Source organism: Paenibacillus sp. AK121 (assembly GCF_019042715.1).
GTDB lineage: Bacteria > Bacillota > Bacilli > Paenibacillales > Paenibacillaceae > Paenibacillus > Paenibacillus polymyxa_C.
In genome coordinates this window covers 90255-108344 of record NZ_JAHPJM010000003.1, presented here as the reverse complement: position 1 = coordinate 108344, position 18090 = coordinate 90255, and the positions used below count along the sequence as shown (strand labels likewise).

Sequence of the window (18090 nt, the reverse complement as noted above, 5' to 3'; positions counted from 1 at the left end):
TGGATACATCCCAAGACAGCCCGTAAGTGGGCTGTCTTGTTTTTATTTCATTTGCACATTTTACATAGGATTAATGTCGATCTGGGACTTTTTTTGACGAACATTGGTAGAATAGGATAGACTAAATTGGAAATAGATAGTTTACGAGATCTCAGACAAGCGATCGGAGGAATTGTGAGATGGAAGTGAAATTGGTTGTAGATTATGAAGCTTATGAGAATGGCCAAACGATGGCTAAATCTATTGAGGAACTGGCAGCCAAGCCGGAGAGTGCCCAAGTTACGGATCTGATCATCGGAGATTGGGGAGGCGCCTATGAAAACTCACCAGATGATTTTATACCGGTGTTAGTGAAGCTGAAAGATCAATTTCCTAAGGTGCGCAAGCTGTTTATTGGTGATATGGAATATGATGAGTGTGAGGTATCATGGATTAACCAAACGAATCTGTCGCCGCTGTTAGAAGCGTTTCCAAAGCTTGAATCCTTACATATTAAAGGAAGCCAGGATCTGAGCTTGGAACCACTTCGCCATAATCATCTTCAAGAATTGGTTATTATTTGTGGCGGTCTGCCTGTGAGCGTCCTTCAGCAAATCCGTAATGCCGAACTGCCTGAACTGCGTAAGCTGGAGCTGTATTTGGGTGTCGAGGATTATGGTTTTGACGGTAAACTGGAAGATATTTTACCGTTTTTGGACAGCAATCCTTTTCCCAAACTTACATACTTGGGACTCAAAGACAGTGAGATACAGGATGAAATTGCCATTGCTGCTGCTAATGCCCCTGTGATTGGACAACTGGAAGTGCTAGATCTCTCACAAGGTACATTGTCTGATCAAGGTGCAGAAGCGCTGCTGGCTAGTGAAAGTATAAAAGGGCTAAAACATCTGGATTTGAGCTATCATTATATGTCTAGTGAAATGATGGAACGCTGGAAAAACTCAGGTTTATCTGTGAACGTAGAAGATCAACAAGAAGCAGATGAAGAAGATGATTGGCGCTATCCATCACTGACAGAGTAATTTGCTCCAATGGATTTCTAAAACGGATTGAATTTAAAATTAAAAAGAATAAAAGTGAGGCGGCTCTATGATGAAGATGTGGGATAGTAATGTCAACGAGCCGTTTATCTTGTTCGGTAATTCGGGGAATCGTCGAACTACGGGGCTGCAGAAAGCACGAAGCAGATTAATGCTTCCGCCAGCTCTGGAGGTTTCCTATACAGATGTGTTGGGGGCCATTCGAGAGAAGCACAGTCTGAGTGAACTGATGGTCAGGATAGCTGCACAAGCTGCGCAAGATAGCGTGAATGGCAGTGTCCATGTGCAAGAGAGCATTGATCAATTACTGGCAGGGCGGGTAGACAGTGGCCCGTTGCTACGTCTGGATGCACCGGGCGAAAACTTTGAGGTAGAGCGGGAATTGATTGCTCTGGGCGCCCCGGATGCCGAGGGAGACGATTCTTTGTTGCCATGGCCGGAATGGGCACATGGCACAGGTATACTGGCGGCAGAAGCGCGCCGTTTGCAGGAGCAGCATGGTCGCATTTGGCACCCGGCACAATGGTTCCGGGGCTATTGCCGTCTGCTGGCTTGGCTGCGGCATGAAGTAGATCGGCTCTGGCCCTCGTCGCGCTGGATGAACGATCCTGCGGAAGTAGCCGTCATGTTTGACAAACGGCGTTGTAGCGCCGTATTAGACCAGGCAGACATCAGGGTCCCGCCTGTGCTTACAGCTTCAGGCGGTGCTTTTCGTGATGCTGTCGATCTCCATACAGCTATGAAAAAGAGTGGGTTTCACCGCGTATTTGTGAAAATATTTTGCGGGTCAGGTGCTTCTGGTGTCATGGCATATCAGGTACATCCCCAGACACATGCAGAGCTGGCGGTAACTACGATTGGAACAGAGATCATACACGGACAGCGTGTGTATTATAATGCCGGACGATTGCGTCGTTATACAGACAAGCAGGACATTCATGCCATCCTTAACTGGCTATGTTTGGAAGGGGTACATGTGGAACGCTGGATTCCCAAAGCGACCCTGAACGGACGTGTTTATGATGTGCGTCAACTCGTGTGTGAATCAGAAGCTTGTCATGCGGTTTTACGTTTGAGTCACAGCCCCATTACAAATCTACATTTGCGTAATGAGCGACTCTCGCTAGAGGAAGCCGGACTACCACAGAATACGGTAGAATCGGTCCAGCATACTGCAAAAGCCGCCATGAGGGTTTTTCCGTCATCTATGGTTGCTGGACTGGATGTGCTCGTTCCAGCTCACGGTGGTCGTCCCTATGTATTGGATGTTAATCCGTTCGGTGATTTACTGTATCGGGTTGAGTATCAGGGTTGGAATCCATATGAATGGGAAATGCTGCACCTTGCTAATAGGAGCGTAGTTTTGGAAAGGAAAGACAGATAATGACTGATATGAATCAAATTGTCGGCTCTCATGATATTGTCATGATTACACTGGATACCCTGCGTTATGACGTAGCCAAGCTGGAGGAAGAAAACTGCCCGAATTTATGCGGCTCCGGGTCGTGGGAAAAGCGCCATACACCAGGGAGCTTTACATATGCTGCACACCATGCTTTTTTTGGCGGATTTTTACCGACTCCGGCCAATACAGATAAGGCTTCACATATCAGGCTGTTTCACACAAAGGATACGGGATTGCGAACGCATCCACATACCTGGCTGTTCGATGCTCCGGACATTGTGTCCGGGCTGGAGAACGAGGGCTATCGGACGATCTGTATCGGTGGCGTTATTTTTTTCACGAAGAAGAACAAGCTGGCCAAGGTGCTGCCCGGATATTTTCAAGAGAGCTACTGGCGCATGAACTTTGGCGTTACCAACCCTCGTTCAACAGAGCATCAGGTGAATCATGCCTTGAAGCTGTTGGAAAAGGCAGACCCTGCACAGCGCTTGTTTTTGTTTCTGAATGTATCAGCAATCCATGGGCCTAATCATTATTTTGTAAAGGGCTCTTCAAAAGATTCAGTAGAGTCTCAACGAGCAGCTTTGCGGTATGTGGATGGTGAACTTGGACGCTTGTTTGATGCTTTGCGTAAGCGTGGCAAGACGTTTTGCATGGCTTTTTCCGATCATGGTACAGCTTATGGCGAAGACGGCTACGAAGGGCATCGTCTGGCGCATGAGGTAGTGTGGAATGTGCCTTACCGCGATTTTATACTGTAGGACAAAAAGAAAAGTAGTTTGCACTGATAAATGATCAAGAATCCAATCCAGCGCGAGGAAGGAGCAGAAATGAAAGCCATGAATCTGAATCACCTACATCCGATGGGCACAGCAACCCAAACTTCTCCAGGAATGGACACAAAATTAGTAACGACTAGATTTCAGTGGCCGGATACTCCTGTAGAATGGGCACGTACGATCCGAGAAGCTCCCTATCGCTCCTATCTGTACTCTTACCCGCATAAAACGGCCTATCGTTCGTTCGATACACCGCTCTCATTGCAGGAATTGTGGGAGAAAGAAGAGTTGGAAAGCTATTTTTTGTATATGCATATACCGTTTTGCGCAGCTCGCTGTGGATTTTGTAACCTGTTCACTTTACCGGATAAGCGCCAGGATGTGCACAAGGAGTATGTGGATGCGCTAGAAAGACAAGCTCGGCAATGGGCCCCAATTATGGGCGGTCGGCCTTTTTCGCGTTTTGCGATTGGCGGTGGTACGCCGACCTTATTGGAGGCTCCTTTGGTGGAGCGTTTATTTGACATTGCAGAAAATATTATGGGATTGGATCCCAAGCGAGCTTCTATTTCAGTCGAAACCTCTCCCGATACTGTAACTGAGGATAGGCTGGAGGTGCTCAAGCGCCGCGGTACAGATCGTGTCAGCATGGGAATCCAGAGCTTTGTGGAATCAGAAAGTGCCGCCATATACCGACCTCAGAAGCCCAAGCTTGTTAGAGAAGCACTTGAGCGGCTGGTAGAATACAATTTTCCTATGCTCAACGTGGATCTGATCTATGGTCTGCCTGGTCAAACGGTGGAAACCTGGCTGTATTCTCTCGAGGAAGCCCTGTCCTATTCGCCAGGAGAGATTTTTCTTTACCCGTTATACATTCGTGAAAATACGATTTTAAAGCCTGGCTATACTGGGCTGGATCATGATATTCGCCTCAGCTTGTATGAAGTAGCGCGCGAACGACTCAAACAGGCAGGATATGTACAATATTCCATGCGCCGTTTTGCTAAAAATGAGGGTACATCTAGCAAAGAGCTTTTACCCTACAGTTGCCAGGAGGAGGGCATGGCTGGATTGGGGTGTGGTGCACGCTCTTATACACGCGATGTACACTATGCCAGCCGGTATGGTGTCAGTACAGCAGCTACACGTAGTATTATCGCGGATTATGTGGCGGCGGAGCGTCATGATCTGGCTGACTACGGCTTTATTTTAAATGCGGATGAGCGTAAGCGGCGCTTTATCCTGAAGGCGCTTCTTCATCGGGAAGGTTTGGAGCTATGTGCCTATGCAGAGCGCTTTGGTGTATCCCTGGAAGACGATTTTACAGGAATGTCGCTGCTACTGGAATCGGGTATGGCTGTGGTCGAGGAGGGCACGCTTCGACTTACGGAGGAAGGAATGGCCTATTCCGATGCGATTGGAGACTGGATGATCTCCACATCAGTACGCGAGCGTATGGAAGGATATGTAGGCGCATGAGAGCGACCTTATATTATCGTGGTTCGTTGACCTCGTGCAACTATGCTTGCCCGTACTGCCCATTCAGTAAAAACGTCGATAGTCGGGAAACGTTGAACAAGGATCGGGCGCAGTTGGAGCGTTTTGCTGATTGGGTACGGGAGCAGGGGGCTTTAGGGCACCAGCTCTCCATTTTTTTTAATCCGTACGGAGAAGCCTTGATTCATTCCTGGTATCGTAAGGCTATGATTGAGTTTTCTCACATGGCGCATGTGGAAAAAGTGGCGGTGCAGACGAATCTATCGGCTAAGCTGGATTGGACAAACGAATTAAATCCAGATACGGCTGCACTGTGGGCTACTTATCATCCTGGAGAAACCAAAGAGCAAGCTTTTATATCGCAGGCGATGAAGCTATATGAACTTGGCATTTCCTATAGTGTCGGTACAGTTGGATTGAGACAGGCGTTCCCGGCTATTCGTTCCTTGCGGGCGCAACTTCCAAAAGAAGTTTATATGTGGGTCAACGCCTACAAGGACCGACCACATTATTATACGGATGCGGAGGTTGCCGAATTAACTGCGATAGATCCCTATTTTCAATGGAATTTAAAGGATTATAGCAGCCAGGGACGAGCATGTCGCGCGGGAGCAGATGTATTCTACGTCCAAGGTGACGGGCGAGTAAAACACTGCTATCAGGATCGACGTGTGATTGGGCACCTGTACAGAGACGGTCTGGAGGGACTGAGCGCCCAGCGTCCGTGCCGGATGAAAGAATGCGGCTGTTATATCGGTTATATCCATATGGAAGAGCAGCCATTTCGGGAAATGTATGGTAGTGGTTTGCTTGAAAGGGTGCCGCGTACAACCATGACGATCTATTAGAGAGAAAAGAGCAGAAAAAGAACCGCCCTTGCCACCAGGCAAAGAGCGGTTCTTTTATTTTGAAACAAGTTTGTACGACGGTCCTATGCAATTTAATTAAGTTTGGACAATAGCGGTAATTTCTTCATCCAGATCCAATCTGACCTGCTCGCGATAGGCACGAATATTGTATTCGGAATGAAGATATCTCAGAATGGCTTCAATCATATTGGCTTCCACCAGATATTGACTGCGTCCCTGGACATGAACTTCGGCTGTATAGCCTGTATCCTCTTCCCAGCTTAGCTCCACAACCACATCGGTCGGTTGTACGCCCTTGCGTTCAGCCATATGCAGGCAAATGGCATTGACAATCTCATCCATGCTTAAAATCATAACTTAGTAACGTCCTCCACGCGAATCATCGGGTCTACGACGATTTTTGATAGCTCGGTAGATCCCTACACCAACCATAATCAGGACATAAATAGCTAGAACGTTAACGGCCAGGCCAAGTAAGCTGCCCAATGCACCCATGTTGCCGAACAATCCGCCGAAAAGCATACCTGCCAAGCCGCCCAGCATCATCCCTTTGAGGAACCCGCCACCGCCACCGAGGAACCCACCGGTTCTGCTTGTGTTGCCCGTAGCCGCACTAGATTTAGTTCCACTATCAGACTTATTGATGCCGCTGCTGTCATTCGCCTTGCTTGGTGTAGATTGGTATGATTTTGGTCCGGATTTAAATCCACCACCACGCCTTGCATCAGCTGTAGATGGTGCGATCATAGCAATGAGTAGGGTGAAAGCCATCATCAGCATCATCATATTTTTCAAAGTGAATGTCTTTTTCATGTAAATATAATCCCCCTAGTAATTTGTGTTATAGGTCAAACAACCGCTTACCCGTAATACGATATAGCATGGAAAAGGGTTTCAAAGAATTTTAAATTTTAAAAAATTAAACGATAACGTACATAAATCCCATGCATGGATTGATAAAAGCATTTTGCTTTAGGGTTTAAGTAAAAACGGATTAGTGTCCGCTCTGACATTACCGGCAAGCAGCATGCGCAGCACCATTTGGCACCATTCCAGGCCTGCTTTGGCATTCATAAGCCCTTTTTGTACTAGAATATAGTCACCGAAATTCTTACTGCCAAAGTGTAAATTTTCTGCGGGAATGTCGTTCAGTATATCCTCTAGATGACGGATTTTCTGAATAAAATAACGTTTGCGTTCCTCTAGCATACGATTGGCGCTAGTTTTGTCCGTCAACCAGAGACAGAATAGTCGAAGGCTTAATTCATCCCGTGTAACCGGAGCAGCTAACGTTTCCTGAGACCATTGCTGAAGCATATGGATTCCCTTGTCCGTAATGGTATACATCTTTTTATCAGGCTTGTCGGACTGCTGAATCCATCGGGAGGCTAGCAGTTCCTTGCTCTCCATACGGGCCAGTAGCGGATAGATCTGGCTGTGCTTGGCCTGCCAAAAAGGCTGAATACGCAGCATCAGATCATAGCCGGAGGATTCCTCTCTGGCGAGAAGTCCCAACAGACCATACGATAGTAAATTCATATATCTTATCTCCTTCATCCATCAAAGTAACGGTTGTAACAGCTGTGCGGCCGGTAATCTGCGGCTCCATAAAAAGTGTACACTGAAACTGTATGGTTTGACAACTTTCACACCAGTCGTTCACAGGTTAGCCAAAATTGGCTGGGGTCATTCGGTATGTATATGTGCTTTTTTTCATAGAAACAGGGTAGTTTAAGCACGTATATACGCGCCTGAACTACCCTGTTAACTTTTGAGGATAAGGATTCTGTTTACTGGTTATTCCCGTCAACAACAAGGGTTAACGCGCCTGTATCCGGATGTATTACCATACCATGAACGGGCGTATTGGGAGGGAGAAGGGGGTGGTTTTTAATAAGCTTCACTGTAGTCTGTACCCCTTCTTCAATGTTGTCAAAACCCTTCAACCATTTATTTAACTTAATACCTGAATTTTCTAATGTACTTAGCACTTCCTGCGAAATTCCACGTTCCAGCATCTCATTAACCATATGATCAGCGTTTAGTGCAGCCATGCCGCATTCATAATGACCTACAACGAGTACTTCGTCTGCTCCCAGCTCATATAAAGCGACTAGCACACTGCGCATTACACTTCCAAAAGGCTGTGAAATAATGGCACCCGCATTTTTAATAATTTTGACATCCCCGTTACGCAGGTTCATGGCTTTGGGGAGCAATTCCGTTAGCCGCGTATCCATACAGGTTATGATGACCATTTTTTTGTTAGGGAACTTGCCCGTTCTATAGGCCTCGTATTCTTTGTTTTCTACGAAAACACGATTGTACTCTAAAATTTCTTGGATGTGATCCACGATAGTTCCCTCCAGATTCTAATAAAGTGCAATATGTACTGCCCAACGTTGATCCAGGTATTAGGAGTTGGTCGTACATGTTGTGTGTTGATTATACTTTTTAATATAAGTATCATCAAGTATAGGTAGTTGTAAAGTTTTAACCATTTTAAGTTAAAGAGGTGACCCTAATTATGGAGCAACAGACGTTGGATCAATGGACGGCTTTAAAGGAAATCTCACACAAAATCAGCGGTTATGGCGAAGCAGTCGGCTTGCTGCACTGGGATTTACGGACAGGAGCTCCACGCAAGGGAGTTGACATTCGGTCCGAGACGTTGGGGATGCTGTCCACGGAAATGTTCAAGCTGATGATCTCAGATGAAATGGGGCAGTTGCTGCAATTTTTTGCCGCAAAAGACAAGCTGGAGCAACTGGAGGACAATGATCGCAGATTGGTAGAGGAATGTCGCAAAAATTATGACTTGAATCGTTCAGTCCCAGCAGACCGCTACCGGGAGTATAGCATTTTAGCGGCTCAGGCAGAAAGCAAGTGGGAGGAAGCAAAGGAACATAGCGACTTTGCCGGATTCGAACCGTACTTGTCTAAAATCGTAGACATGAAGCGTGAGTTTATCGGCTACTGGGGTGTTAAGGATACAGAGTACGACACACTTTTGGATCAATATGAGCCAGGGATGACGGTTGAAAAGCTGGATGCTGTCTTTGATCGACTCAAAAAGCGCCTTGTACCCCTTCTGTCTAAAATTCAGACTTCACCCAACCAGCCGGATAAGAGCTTTTTAGACGGTGTATTTGATGTGAAGCAGCAGGAAAAGTTCAGTCTGTTCATTTTAGGGCAGATGGGTTATGACTTTGATGCAGGTCGTTTGGATGAGAGTGTGCATCCTTTTGCGACAGGATTAAATCCAGGTGATGTGCGTATAACAACACACTACTTGCAAGATGATGTAACCAGTGCTATTTTCAGCTCACTGCATGAAGGAGGCCATGCACTGTACGAACAAAACATTGCTCCTGAGCTGGCAGGATCACTACTGTCCGGAGGAACCTCTATGGGGATTCATGAATCCCAGTCCCGCTTGTGGGAAAATAAAATCGGACGCAGTCGTGCTTTCTGGGATCGGTATTACGATGATCTGCAAAAGCATTTTCCTGATCGTTTGGCGAAGGTCACGGCAGAGCAATTTTACCGGGCAGTCAACCGCGTGGAAAATTCATTGATTCGTATTGAAGCGGATGAGCTGACATATAATTTACATATCATTGTCCGCTATGAAATTGAGAAAATGCTGTTTAATGAAAAGCTGGATGTAAAGCGTCTCCCCGAAGTGTGGAATGCAAAATATAAAGAATACCTGGGGCTTCTACCCCCGAACGACGGGCTGGGCGTACTTCAAGACGTTCACTGGTCCGGTGGTGATTTTGGCTATTTTGCTTCTTACTCACTTGGCAATATGTATGCAGCCCAAATTTTGGCGACTCTGCGTAAGGAGCTGCCGAACCTGGATGAGCTGATTGCTGCTGGTGAGCTGGAGCCGATCAAGCAATGGCTGACTGAACGGATTTACCGTTACGGCAAGAGCCGAACGCCGTCTGAGTTGATTGTAGCCATTACGGGTGAGGATCTGAATCCTGATTATCTCGCCGACTATCTGGAAGATAAATATACATCCATATACAAGCTCTGATTTAGAGTTCTTATACAATCGCACACAAAAACCTCGCATTCATAGGCAAATGCGGGGTTTTTGTATGCAGTTAACCATTATAATGTCAGCCGCATAACAATATATGAAGTCAACGATGTAAAGGTGGGGAGGGAACAAGGATGAAATACGGCGCTCGTTGCAAAGCAGTGGTGGCTGCGGCACTACTCGGATTACTGTTGCTCAGTGGGTGTGCCCCCAAGGGGGGGCAGACGATTGAGATCAGACTTGGCGAGGTAGCCCGTACGGTCTTTTATGCGCCGCAGTATGTAGCCTTGAGCCAGGGGATGTTTGCTCAGGAGGGACTGGATGTCCAACTGGCTACGATCCCTGGCGGAGACAAGGCGATGACGGCGTTGTTGTCCAATCAGGCAGATATCGCGCTGATCGGCGCGGAAACATCTATTTATGTGTATCAGCAAGGAGCAGAGGACCCTATCATTAATTTCGCTCAGCTGACACAGAAGGACGGAACCTTTTTGTTTGCTCGGCAAACAAAGGATAGCTTTGACTGGGAAAAGCTGAAACAACAAAATTTTTTGGGACAACGCAAGGGCGGAATGCCACAAATGTCACTTGAATTTACGCTTCGCAAACACGGCATTGATCCTCATAAGGATCTGAAGCTGATTCAAAATATTGATTTTGCCAATGTCGCCTCTGCTTTTGGTTCGGGTACAGGGGATTATGTGCAGCTGTTTGAGCCACAGGCGTCTATTTTTGAAAAGGAAGGTCGAGGTCGGGTAGTTGCCTCTATCGGCGTAGAGAGTGGCGAGTTGCCGTATACGGTATATATGGCGAAGCAAAGCTATCTAAACACCAATAGCGAAGCCGCTCAGAAATTTACAAATGCCATATATCGGGCACAGCAGTGGATTGCTGCGCATTCACCTGAACAGATCGCCGAAGCTATTACACCTTATTTTAAGGATACAGAATTAGCTGTTTTGACGAGTAGTATCAAGCGCTATAAGGAACAGGGTACCTATGCAATGAACCCGATGATTGAGGAAAATGAATGGAATAATTTACAGGATGTCATGGCTTCGGCAGGTGAGCTGAAAAGCCCGGTTGCACTAGATAAGCTGGTAAACCCAAGTTTTGCAAAACAGGCGATCTCCTCCAACTCTATCGGGAATACTGAAACAGATGTGAAAAAGAGCACAACCGAAGCTACGGATACAGCTGTGGATGCAGGAGGTTCACCATGACGGAGGAACAGAGTGGTCTCACTGCGGATGTGACGATCCCGATGGTGAGAATGGAGCAAGTGACCCATGTATACGTAACAGATCGGGAAGCTTCATTGGCGGTTGAGAATATCGATTTTTCCGTAAATACAGGGGAATTTGTCAGTTTAGTCGGTCCAAGCGGCTGCGGCAAAACGACGATCCTGTCTATGATCGCCGGGCTGCTGCGTCCAGCGGCAGGTCAAGTTATGTTGCAAGGTCAGCCGGTAAGTGGCCCGAGTCCTGAGGTCGGTTACATGTTGCAGCAGGATTATCTTTTCCCGTGGCGGACGATCATGGATAACGCATTGTTAGGTCTGGAACTAAGCAACAGAGTAGATGAAGCTGCGCGTGAGCGGACGCGATTATTGCTGGAAGGTATGGGTTTGGGAGGAAAGGAGCATTTGCATCCATCCCAGTTGTCTGGAGGAATGCGCCAGCGTGTGGCGCTGGTACGGACGCTGGCGACGAATCCGGGATTGCTGCTGCTGGATGAGCCGTTCTCCGCGCTGGATTATCAAACTAAGCTGCAACTGGAGGACCTCGTTGTGCAAACCTTGCGCGAACGAAAGAAAACGGCGATTTTAGTCACGCACGATTTGGCCGAGGCCATTGCAGTCAGTGATCGGGTTATAGTGATGGGGCGAAATCCTGGTCATATCCGGCGTACTTTCGAGATTCCGGATTCCATTCGGGAAGCGCAGCCTTTTTATGCGCGCGAACAGCCGGGCTTTAATGAGCTATTTCATGAAATATGGCGGGAACTGGAGGCTTCGGGAGCAAAGGAGTGAGTTAACGTATGAAGAACGAAGCTGATCAGCCTGAGCAACGTTGGATTCAAGGACTGCATCAGACGTATTTGCGTAACAGGCGTATGCAACAGTGGTTAGTAACAGGTGTGCAGATAGCTATTTTGCTGCTTTTATTTGTATTGTGGGAAATTGCAGGTCGTTTGAAGTGGATTGATGTATTGTTGTTTAGCTATCCTAGCAAAATTTTCACTCAGATTGGCAAGGATGCGGTCAGCGGGGAATTATGGGGACATGTAGGTGTCACTGTTGGAGAAACGATGGCAGGTTTTTTGCTCGGTACTCTGCTCGGCACATTGCTCGCGGTACTTATTTGGTGGTCGCCGTTTTTATCAAGGGTACTTGATCCATATATGGTTGTGTTTAACAGTATGCCCAAGGTAGCGCTAGGGCCAATATTTATCGTCATGTTTGGGGCTGGTTTTACCGCGATTCTGATGACAACCCTCTCCATTACGGTTATCATTACGACCCTTGTGGTATACAACAGTTTTCAGGAAGTCGATCCCAATTTGGTCAAAGTGGTTCGCACGTTTGGAGGAACACGCCGGGATACGTTTCAAAAGGTGATTTTGCCTGCCTCCTTTCCCGCAATTGTCTCTACGCTGAAAGTGAATGTCGGCATGGCATGGGTTGGCGTGATTGTTGGTGAATTTTTGGTTGCTAAAAATGGCTTAGGTTATTTGATCATTTATGGTTTTCAGGTGTTCAATTTCACACTGGTCATGTCCAGTCTGTTGATCATTGCTGTCGTAGCTACATTGATGTACCAGGCAGTTGTGTATGTGGAGCACCGCTTGCTTTCAGGTCGCCCTCATCGGTAATTATTAAATTTCTGAATATTTGTGCAAAACGTGAAAATAAAGTACCATGAAAATGAAATACTTAATATTTATGAAAATGAGAAAACAGATTTCATCTAGAGGGGACAGAATTTTTTCATGGGCTTTCGTACGATTAAAACGGCTATTGCCGCATTAATGGCCGTACTTATTGCGGAGGGAGTAGGCATTCACGGAGCCACCTCGGCAGGGCTTTTAGCAATTTTGGGGGTGGATGTCACACGCAAGAGAAGTCTCCGCACCATTTCGGCGAGATTTTTTGCATCCGTCGTGGGACTTCTTTTTGCTTGTGTTTTGTTTGTGGTATTCGGATTCCATGATTGGGTGCTTGCATTATATATTTTAACGGCGTTTCCGGTCATTGTACGGGTGGGCTTTAAGGAAGGCATTGTCACGGGTTCGGTCGTGGTTTTCCGAGTATTCAGCGGCGGTGTGATTGATATGGAGGTACTGCTGACCCAGCTGGCTCTGCTGGTGATTGGGCTGGGTTCTGCGATGGTTGTCAATCTAGCTTATATGCCGCGTTCTGATAATACAATGCAACAAATCCGGCAGGAGGTGGATCGGACATTTTCTGTTATATTCAGAAATATGGCCAACACGCTGCGTAGTCCGGCATACATATGGGATGGCAAGGAAGTTATTGAAGCGGACAGCGTGATCACCAAAGGGGTCACTGAGGCGGGTCGTTCATTGGAAAATCAAATGCTTCGTCCCCAAGAAGGCTGGAATGTGTATTTTTATATGCGCAAAGAACAGCTGGATTCGATTCAAAACATGATGCAGTTGATCGCACAAATGTATCAGCACATGCCGCAGGCCAAGCTTCTGGCCGAGCTGTTCGACCAGCTTAGCAACGACGTTTTGGCTGGACATTATACAGGACAGACCGAGAAGCTGTTGGAGCAGGTTCGTGAAGAATTTAAAGCCATGGAGCTTCCCGCAACTCGGGAGGAATTTGAGATTCGTTCAGCATTATTGCAGCTTACACATGAGCTTCACCAGTATTTGAAAATCGCTAAAAAGGACAAGGCCCCTACTCCGGTGAAAAATTAGAGTAAGGACCTTGAGCGGCTACTATCCATGACGGACAGTAGCCTTTTCTTGTTCAGTAACGGCAGAATTCGGATGAGTGAAAGTCCGTTTATGCCGAATTCGATCTGTGATCCACAAGACAACGGTGATCAGGCAAGGGTAAAGCATGGCCCACCCGACAAAGGGGAAAACAACTGCCGTGGAAATGAAGGAAATCCAACTAATGGAAACTCCCCAACGACTCCCACGTAGGAGCTTGATTCCTGCTGCACAACCCCCTAGATAGGTCAGAATGAAGGTAGCGTTCGGCAATTGGATCAGGTTGGTGAGTGAAACAGCACCGCTACTGTACAACACCATAATGATCACGAAGCAGACGCTAAGAAAAGCAATGCCCCCGATGGGGGTATGGAAGCGTTGGGATAACACGCCCATCCAGCGAAAGGCCTGTCCTTGTCGAGATAAAGCATAAGCGACTCGTGAAGCGGCACCCACGTAAGCAATAATAGTAGCGGTGCAAATAAAGATCCCCGTCAAGCCCGCAATGATCGCACCCCATGGCCCGATAGCCCGACTAATCACCCATATGAGCGAAGCATCCGAACCTCCTGCAAGGTAACTTTGTGTGCCTACCGTAGCAAGCGCAGTAAGGAAATAAAGCAAACCCACAATGATGGCTGCAATGGTCACACCTCTAACGGCAGACCGCTCGGGATTGGTAAATTCCTCTGACATATGGGACACAGCCTCCCAGCCGATAAAGCACCAGAACAGAATCGCAGCTGCTTGGCCGACAGAAAGCCAGCCATGTGGAACAAACGGCGTGAAGTGAACAGTTTTCATCTGAGGGAGTGCTGCGGCAATAGCGAATATCAGGACGGCAACGATGGCTATAACGACGGCAATCTGAATACGTCCGGCAACCTTCATACCAATCCAGTTGATGACCAGGCCCACCGCCAGCATGGCAGCGGCCAACATTATGCGGCTTTCCTCTCCCCAGCCCATAGCTGCGGTCATATAGCCGGCTCCGGTAAGTGCGGCAACAGGGGCCCCAATTGGAACCGACATGAGAAAAAACCATCCGATATAAGCACCAGCACGTGGGGAAAAGGCCAACGTCACAAAATGCGATACCCCTCCCGCATTTGGGAATTTCGCGGATAGAAGTCCCATGGAAAGCGCCATTGGCAGAATGAGCAGGGTCATGAATCCCCATGCCAGCAACGATGCTGGACCCGCCATTTGGGCGGCAAGACCAGGCACAATCAATACCCCCGAACCCAATACAGCTCCGATATAGAGCGCAATGGCCTGTGGAAGACCAATAGTGGATTGAAGCTTATTTTCATTCGTCATGCAGAAAGGCCTTCTTTCTCTTGTTATTTTCTCCAGCTTATCAGATAATCAATCTATCGGAAAAACGGAATATTACGATTGCTTGCATCGGAAAAATCGATTGAAGGAGCGGATTATGGAATCGCGGCATTTGTTTACCTTTATAAATGTAGTGGAGGCAGGCAGTTTTACGCGAGCAGCGCGTATACTGGATTATGCACAGTCAAGTATTACTGCTCAAATTCAAACACTGGAGACGGAATTGGGTACGCCGCTGTTTGATCGCATTGGCAAGAAAATTATGCTGACCGATGCCGGACGACGCCTGCTGCCCTATGCGCAGGAAATTTCCAAGATGCATGCTATGGCCAAGGATGCGCTTCGTTCAGAAACAGAATTAGCAGGAACGCTAAAAATAGGAGCACCAGAGTCTCTGGCTGCTTTTCGTTTGCCGAGTCTGATCCGTGAGTACAGGGAGCGGTACCCAAAGGTTAAAATTGTACTTAAACCCGGCGAATGCTGGGAATTACGTGATTTGATCCGTTCCGGTGAATTGGATTTGGCTTTTTTGCTTCAACCTGAGACGGAGGATAGGGAACTGAATATCACCACGCTTATTCATGAGCCGATGGCGCTGGTTGCTCCACTGAAGCATTCGCTGGTTGCCTATACTCAGGTAGAGCCTGCCGACTTGAAGGACGAAACCATTTTGCATACGGAGGCTGGATGTACGTACCGAATCCTTTTTGAGCAGTATTTGAACAAACACGGTATTTTTGCAGACCCTAGTCTGGAATTTTGGAGCATAGAAGCCATCAAACAATGCGTCATGGCTGGACTGGGTATTGCGCTGCTTCCGCTGGTTACGGTACAGAATGAGCTGCGAGAAGGGAAAATGGCACGTCTAGCCTGGGATGACAGTGAACAGCAGGTGGCTACTCAGGTCGCTTATCACACGAAAAAGTGGAAATCGCCAGCTCTCAGCGAATTTTTACAGATCGTTGAGCAGCATGTAACACATTGGCGTGCATGAGTTCAAGCCATGGCGGCATATGCTTATACAAATAATATTTTTTCCTTTTCGCCTATTCACTCAACATTCGCCCACAACCTGCATACATATGTATGGAATGATTGATTGTATGGAGGAGGTTCAAGAATGGCATTAAGTCATAAAAATCGTAGAGAGATTATTACCAAAGCGATCTGTGGTAAAGGTCGCAGATTCTCTACCGTAACCCATACCGTAACTCCGCCGAATAATCCGACCAGTATTTTGGGGGCATGGATTATTAACCACCAGTATGAAGCTGTGGCGGCTGGAGACGGCATTGAGGTCATCGGGACGTATGATATCAATATTTGGTACTCATACGATAAAAACTCGCAGACCGATGTGGCTAAGGAAACGGTGTCGTACGTAGAAAATGTGCCGCTCTCGTATCTTGATCCGAAGCACCGGGCGTCTACAGTGGAAGTATCCGCCGAAGCTACACAGGAGCCAAGTTGCGTCGAGGCCAGTGTGTCTTCTGGAGGTGGCAGCGTAATGATCCGGGTCGAGCGGGAATTTGCGGTGGAGCTGGTGGCGGAAACGAAGATTGTTGTAGAAGTATTCCCGTATGGCAGCAGTGACGATTTTGACAAGGACTTTGATTTTGGAGCGGAAGAGGGGGACTATGAGGAGCTCGACCCCGACCTCATTGACGACGAGCTCTGACAGGAGTGACCAAAAAGAGGGCCACTTTACTCTTTGCGCCGGCTGATATTGCGCAGGGGGCAAAGGCCCTCCTTTTTTGTCGTTTGGATTGTTTAAGTCCGTACGTAGATCGGTAAGGGGGAGTTATGATGCGGCAACCGGGACAGGCGCTCAGACGTTTCAGACAGATGACGGACGATGAAAAAATGCGCAGATTGGAGCGCTCAGGTATTTCGGTTCGTTGGCTGGATGAGAGTACAGCAGATTTTGCGATCGGCTACGCGGTGCAAATCCATCAACTACGGGTGCTGGAAATCCGTAGACGTGCCCTCGAAGGTTCTACTAAGGTTAGTGCATATGATCGGTCTGAACTAGATTATCAATCACCGCTCTATGTCCGGATGGAGCGGCTGGCTGTACGTGCGTTGTACACTCTCGGTTTGGACAGTGGTGAGGTAGTGCTGAGGCCGCTTGGAGAACGTAATTGTCAGGTTCGCCATGTCTTGGCACAGCCATGGCTGAACGATAGACGTTTGGCCACGCTATATGAAGCTGCTGCTCGTGAAGAGGATGCTCCGGGAGAGGAACTTTCAGCGGAACGGGGCAGAGCGCGACTATTAATCGGAATGGATCCCGAATTTGTGCTGGTTCGTATGCCAGAGGGGAGGGTTGTTCCGGCCTCTCGATATTTGGGCCGATTAGGCGTAGCCGGCTGCGATGCCGTTACCCGCCGAGGACGAACGCTATACCCAGTCGCTGAGCTTCGTCCTGCACCAAGTGAAGATCCGGCCCGTCTGCTGAGGCACCTGCGCCAAGCTTTTGCGATAGCAGCTCGGCAGATAGATGACCATACGCTCATCTGGCAGGCAGGCGGAATGCCGCAACCGGGTTTTCCCTTGGGCGGACATCTGCATTTCAGCGGGGTTCCGCTAAATGGTGCCCTGCTCAGGGCACTAGATAACTATTTGGCGTTGCCTCTGGCGCTGCTGGAAGACAAGCGCTCGGCTCGGCGCAGACCGCATTATGGCAATTTGGGCGATTTTCGCCGTCAGTCTTATGGAGGCTTTGAATATCGAACACTGCCCAGTTTTCTAATCTCGCCACAGCTGGCGAAAGGTGTGATTGGGATGGCGTTTCTGATTGCTTCCCAATACTCACGTTTGCAGCGTAGGCCGCTGGGAGAAGAAGAGGCTCACAGAGCTTTTTATGAAGGGAATCAGGTTGTACTTAGAGAGTATATGGAGCCACTTATTTTAGATATGATTTCACTAGATATCTTTTCTCAATATGAAGCTTATATAGCGCCACTTCTGGATAGCCTTCGCAAGGGAAAACAATGGGATGAAACACGGGATTTGCGCCCGTACTGGAAGCTTTCGTAAAATCAAGTGTCAACACCCGAGAGGGTTTCATGTTATCGACTGTCATTTTTGATATAATGAAAGGTAATTATGAGTTTAAACGGAACAAAGTGTGGGGGTTAGGTAA

At 47.7% G+C, this 18090-nt stretch carries 18 protein-coding genes; 13 read left to right on the top strand and 5 right to left on the bottom strand.

All coding sequences use genetic code 11. The features are described from left to right. Window positions 1–179: 179 nt before the first annotated feature. The 5 genes from KSP24_RS06765 to KSP24_RS06745 all read left to right on the top strand — a co-directional run bounded on the left by KSP24_RS06765 (window position 180) and on the right by KSP24_RS06745 (window position 5569). Entirely contained in the window at window positions 180–1022 is an 843-nt protein-coding gene (locus KSP24_RS06765; protein ID WP_013371568.1) for an STM4015 family protein, read from the top strand. Window positions 1023–1089: 67 nt separating this feature from the next. Then, complete coding sequence (locus KSP24_RS06760; RefSeq protein WP_216974774.1) at window positions 1090–2424, top strand: STM4014 family protein; 1335 nt, start codon at window positions 1090–1092, stop codon at window positions 2422–2424. Beyond that, window positions 2424–3206: an STM4013/SEN3800 family hydrolase gene (locus KSP24_RS06755; RefSeq protein WP_216974773.1), complete on the top strand. Its 783-nt coding sequence runs from the start codon at window positions 2424–2426 to the stop codon at window positions 3204–3206. Before KSP24_RS06760 ends, KSP24_RS06755 begins: the two co-directional genes overlap by 1 nt. Window positions 3207–3275: 69 nt before the next feature. Beyond that, window positions 3276–4703, top strand: a complete 1428-nt coding sequence (locus tag KSP24_RS06750) for an STM4012 family radical SAM protein (protein WP_216974772.1) — start codon at window positions 3276–3278, stop codon at window positions 4701–4703. Next, the gene (locus tag KSP24_RS06745; RefSeq protein WP_216974771.1) at window positions 4700–5569 is read left to right on the top strand and encodes an STM4011 family radical SAM protein; all 870 of its coding nucleotides are present in this window, start codon (window positions 4700–4702) and stop codon (window positions 5567–5569) included. Before KSP24_RS06750 ends, KSP24_RS06745 begins: the two co-directional genes overlap by 4 nt. A gap of 96 nt (window positions 5570–5665) precedes the next feature. Here KSP24_RS06745 and KSP24_RS06740 read toward each other — a convergent pair whose 3' ends face one another. From KSP24_RS06740 to KSP24_RS06725, 4 genes are all read right to left on the bottom strand, one after another. Then, a complete protein-coding gene (locus tag KSP24_RS06740) occupies window positions 5666–5944 on the bottom strand; it encodes a YxcD family protein (protein WP_216974770.1) in 279 nt (92 codons plus the stop codon). Between the two features lie 3 nt (window positions 5945–5947). After that, the gene (locus KSP24_RS06735; RefSeq protein WP_013371562.1) at window positions 5948–6403 is read right to left on the bottom strand and encodes a hypothetical protein; all 456 of its coding nucleotides are present in this window, start codon (window positions 6401–6403) and stop codon (window positions 5948–5950) included. Between the two features lie 159 nt (window positions 6404–6562). Then, complete coding sequence (locus KSP24_RS06730; RefSeq protein WP_216974769.1) at window positions 6563–7129, bottom strand: PadR family transcriptional regulator; 567 nt, start codon at window positions 7127–7129, stop codon at window positions 6563–6565. Between the two features lie 251 nt (window positions 7130–7380). Further along, window positions 7381–7944, bottom strand: coding sequence for a beta-class carbonic anhydrase (locus tag KSP24_RS06725; protein ID WP_013371560.1), 564 nt, complete (start codon window positions 7942–7944; stop codon window positions 7381–7383). Window positions 7945–8117: 173 nt separating this feature from the next. On the opposite strand from KSP24_RS06725, the gene KSP24_RS06720 reads away from it, so the two are divergent. From KSP24_RS06720 to KSP24_RS06700, 5 genes are all read left to right on the top strand, one after another. Then, window positions 8118–9635, top strand: a complete 1518-nt coding sequence (locus KSP24_RS06720; RefSeq protein WP_216974768.1) for a carboxypeptidase M32 — start codon at window positions 8118–8120, stop codon at window positions 9633–9635. Between the two features lie 140 nt (window positions 9636–9775). Next, window positions 9776–10864, top strand: a complete 1089-nt coding sequence (locus KSP24_RS06715; protein WP_216974767.1) for an ABC transporter substrate-binding protein — start codon at window positions 9776–9778, stop codon at window positions 10862–10864. Continuing rightward, window positions 10861–11673, top strand: coding sequence for an ABC transporter ATP-binding protein (locus KSP24_RS06710; RefSeq protein ID WP_013371557.1), 813 nt, complete (start codon window positions 10861–10863; stop codon window positions 11671–11673). The genes KSP24_RS06715 and KSP24_RS06710 overlap by 4 nt, the downstream gene beginning before the upstream one ends. A gap of 8 nt (window positions 11674–11681) precedes the next feature. Then, window positions 11682–12515, top strand: a complete 834-nt coding sequence (locus KSP24_RS06705) for an ABC transporter permease (RefSeq protein WP_013371556.1) — start codon at window positions 11682–11684, stop codon at window positions 12513–12515. A gap of 117 nt (window positions 12516–12632) precedes the next feature. Next, window positions 12633–13589, top strand: a complete 957-nt coding sequence (locus KSP24_RS06700; RefSeq protein ID WP_013371555.1) for an aromatic acid exporter family protein — start codon at window positions 12633–12635, stop codon at window positions 13587–13589. A gap of 21 nt (window positions 13590–13610) precedes the next feature. Here the strand turns inward: KSP24_RS06700 and KSP24_RS06695 are convergent, their stop codons facing one another. After that, window positions 13611–14927 carry an amino acid permease gene (locus tag KSP24_RS06695; protein ID WP_058829678.1) on the bottom strand — a complete coding sequence of 439 codons (1317 nt, stop codon included), beginning with the start codon at window positions 14925–14927 and terminating at the stop codon, window positions 13611–13613. Between the two features lie 115 nt (window positions 14928–15042). Here KSP24_RS06695 and KSP24_RS06690 point away from each other — a divergent pair, with 115 nt between their 5' ends. From KSP24_RS06690 to KSP24_RS06680, 3 genes are all read left to right on the top strand, one after another. Continuing rightward, on the top strand, window positions 15043–15939 hold the full coding sequence (locus tag KSP24_RS06690) for a LysR family transcriptional regulator (RefSeq protein WP_025675099.1): 897 nt from the start codon (window positions 15043–15045) through the stop codon (window positions 15937–15939). Between the two features lie 126 nt (window positions 15940–16065). Further along, the gene (locus tag KSP24_RS06685) at window positions 16066–16623 is read left to right on the top strand and encodes an outer spore coat protein CotE (protein ID WP_013371552.1); all 558 of its coding nucleotides are present in this window, start codon (window positions 16066–16068) and stop codon (window positions 16621–16623) included. Window positions 16624–16748: 125 nt separating this feature from the next. Continuing rightward, a complete protein-coding gene (locus KSP24_RS06680) occupies window positions 16749–17984 on the top strand; it encodes a putative amidoligase domain-containing protein (protein ID WP_129549477.1) in 1236 nt (411 codons plus the stop codon). Window positions 17985–18090 lie beyond the last annotated feature (106 nt).

Coding starts and splice junctions, on each gene's coding strand:
- KSP24_RS06765 (WP_013371568.1), top strand. CDS start 180: ATGGAAGTGAAATTGGTTGTAGATTATGAAGCTTATGAGAATGGCCAA.
- KSP24_RS06760 (WP_216974774.1), top strand. CDS start 1,090: ATGATGAAGATGTGGGATAGTAATGTCAACGAGCCGTTTATCTTGTTC.
- KSP24_RS06755 (WP_216974773.1), top strand. CDS start 2,424: ATGACTGATATGAATCAAATTGTCGGCTCTCATGATATTGTCATGATT.
- KSP24_RS06750 (WP_216974772.1), top strand. CDS start 3,276: ATGAAAGCCATGAATCTGAATCACCTACATCCGATGGGCACAGCAACC.
- KSP24_RS06745 (WP_216974771.1), top strand. CDS start 4,700: ATGAGAGCGACCTTATATTATCGTGGTTCGTTGACCTCGTGCAACTAT.
- KSP24_RS06740 (WP_216974770.1), bottom strand. CDS start 5,944: ATGATTTTAAGCATGGATGAGATTGTCAATGCCATTTGCCTGCATATG.
- KSP24_RS06735 (WP_013371562.1), bottom strand. CDS start 6,403: ATGAAAAAGACATTCACTTTGAAAAATATGATGATGCTGATGATGGCT.
- KSP24_RS06730 (WP_216974769.1), bottom strand. CDS start 7,129: ATGAATTTACTATCGTATGGTCTGTTGGGACTTCTCGCCAGAGAGGAA.
- KSP24_RS06720 (WP_216974768.1), top strand. CDS start 8,118: ATGGAGCAACAGACGTTGGATCAATGGACGGCTTTAAAGGAAATCTCA.
- KSP24_RS06715 (WP_216974767.1), top strand. CDS start 9,776: ATGAAATACGGCGCTCGTTGCAAAGCAGTGGTGGCTGCGGCACTACTC.
- KSP24_RS06710 (WP_013371557.1), top strand. CDS start 10,861: ATGACGGAGGAACAGAGTGGTCTCACTGCGGATGTGACGATCCCGATG.
- KSP24_RS06705 (WP_013371556.1), top strand. CDS start 11,682: ATGAAGAACGAAGCTGATCAGCCTGAGCAACGTTGGATTCAAGGACTG.
- KSP24_RS06700 (WP_013371555.1), top strand. CDS start 12,633: ATGGGCTTTCGTACGATTAAAACGGCTATTGCCGCATTAATGGCCGTA.
- KSP24_RS06695 (WP_058829678.1), bottom strand. CDS start 14,927: ATGACGAATGAAAATAAGCTTCAATCCACTATTGGTCTTCCACAGGCC.
- KSP24_RS06690 (WP_025675099.1), top strand. CDS start 15,043: ATGGAATCGCGGCATTTGTTTACCTTTATAAATGTAGTGGAGGCAGGC.
- KSP24_RS06685 (WP_013371552.1), top strand. CDS start 16,066: ATGGCATTAAGTCATAAAAATCGTAGAGAGATTATTACCAAAGCGATC.
- KSP24_RS06680 (WP_129549477.1), top strand. CDS start 16,749: ATGATGCGGCAACCGGGACAGGCGCTCAGACGTTTCAGACAGATGACG.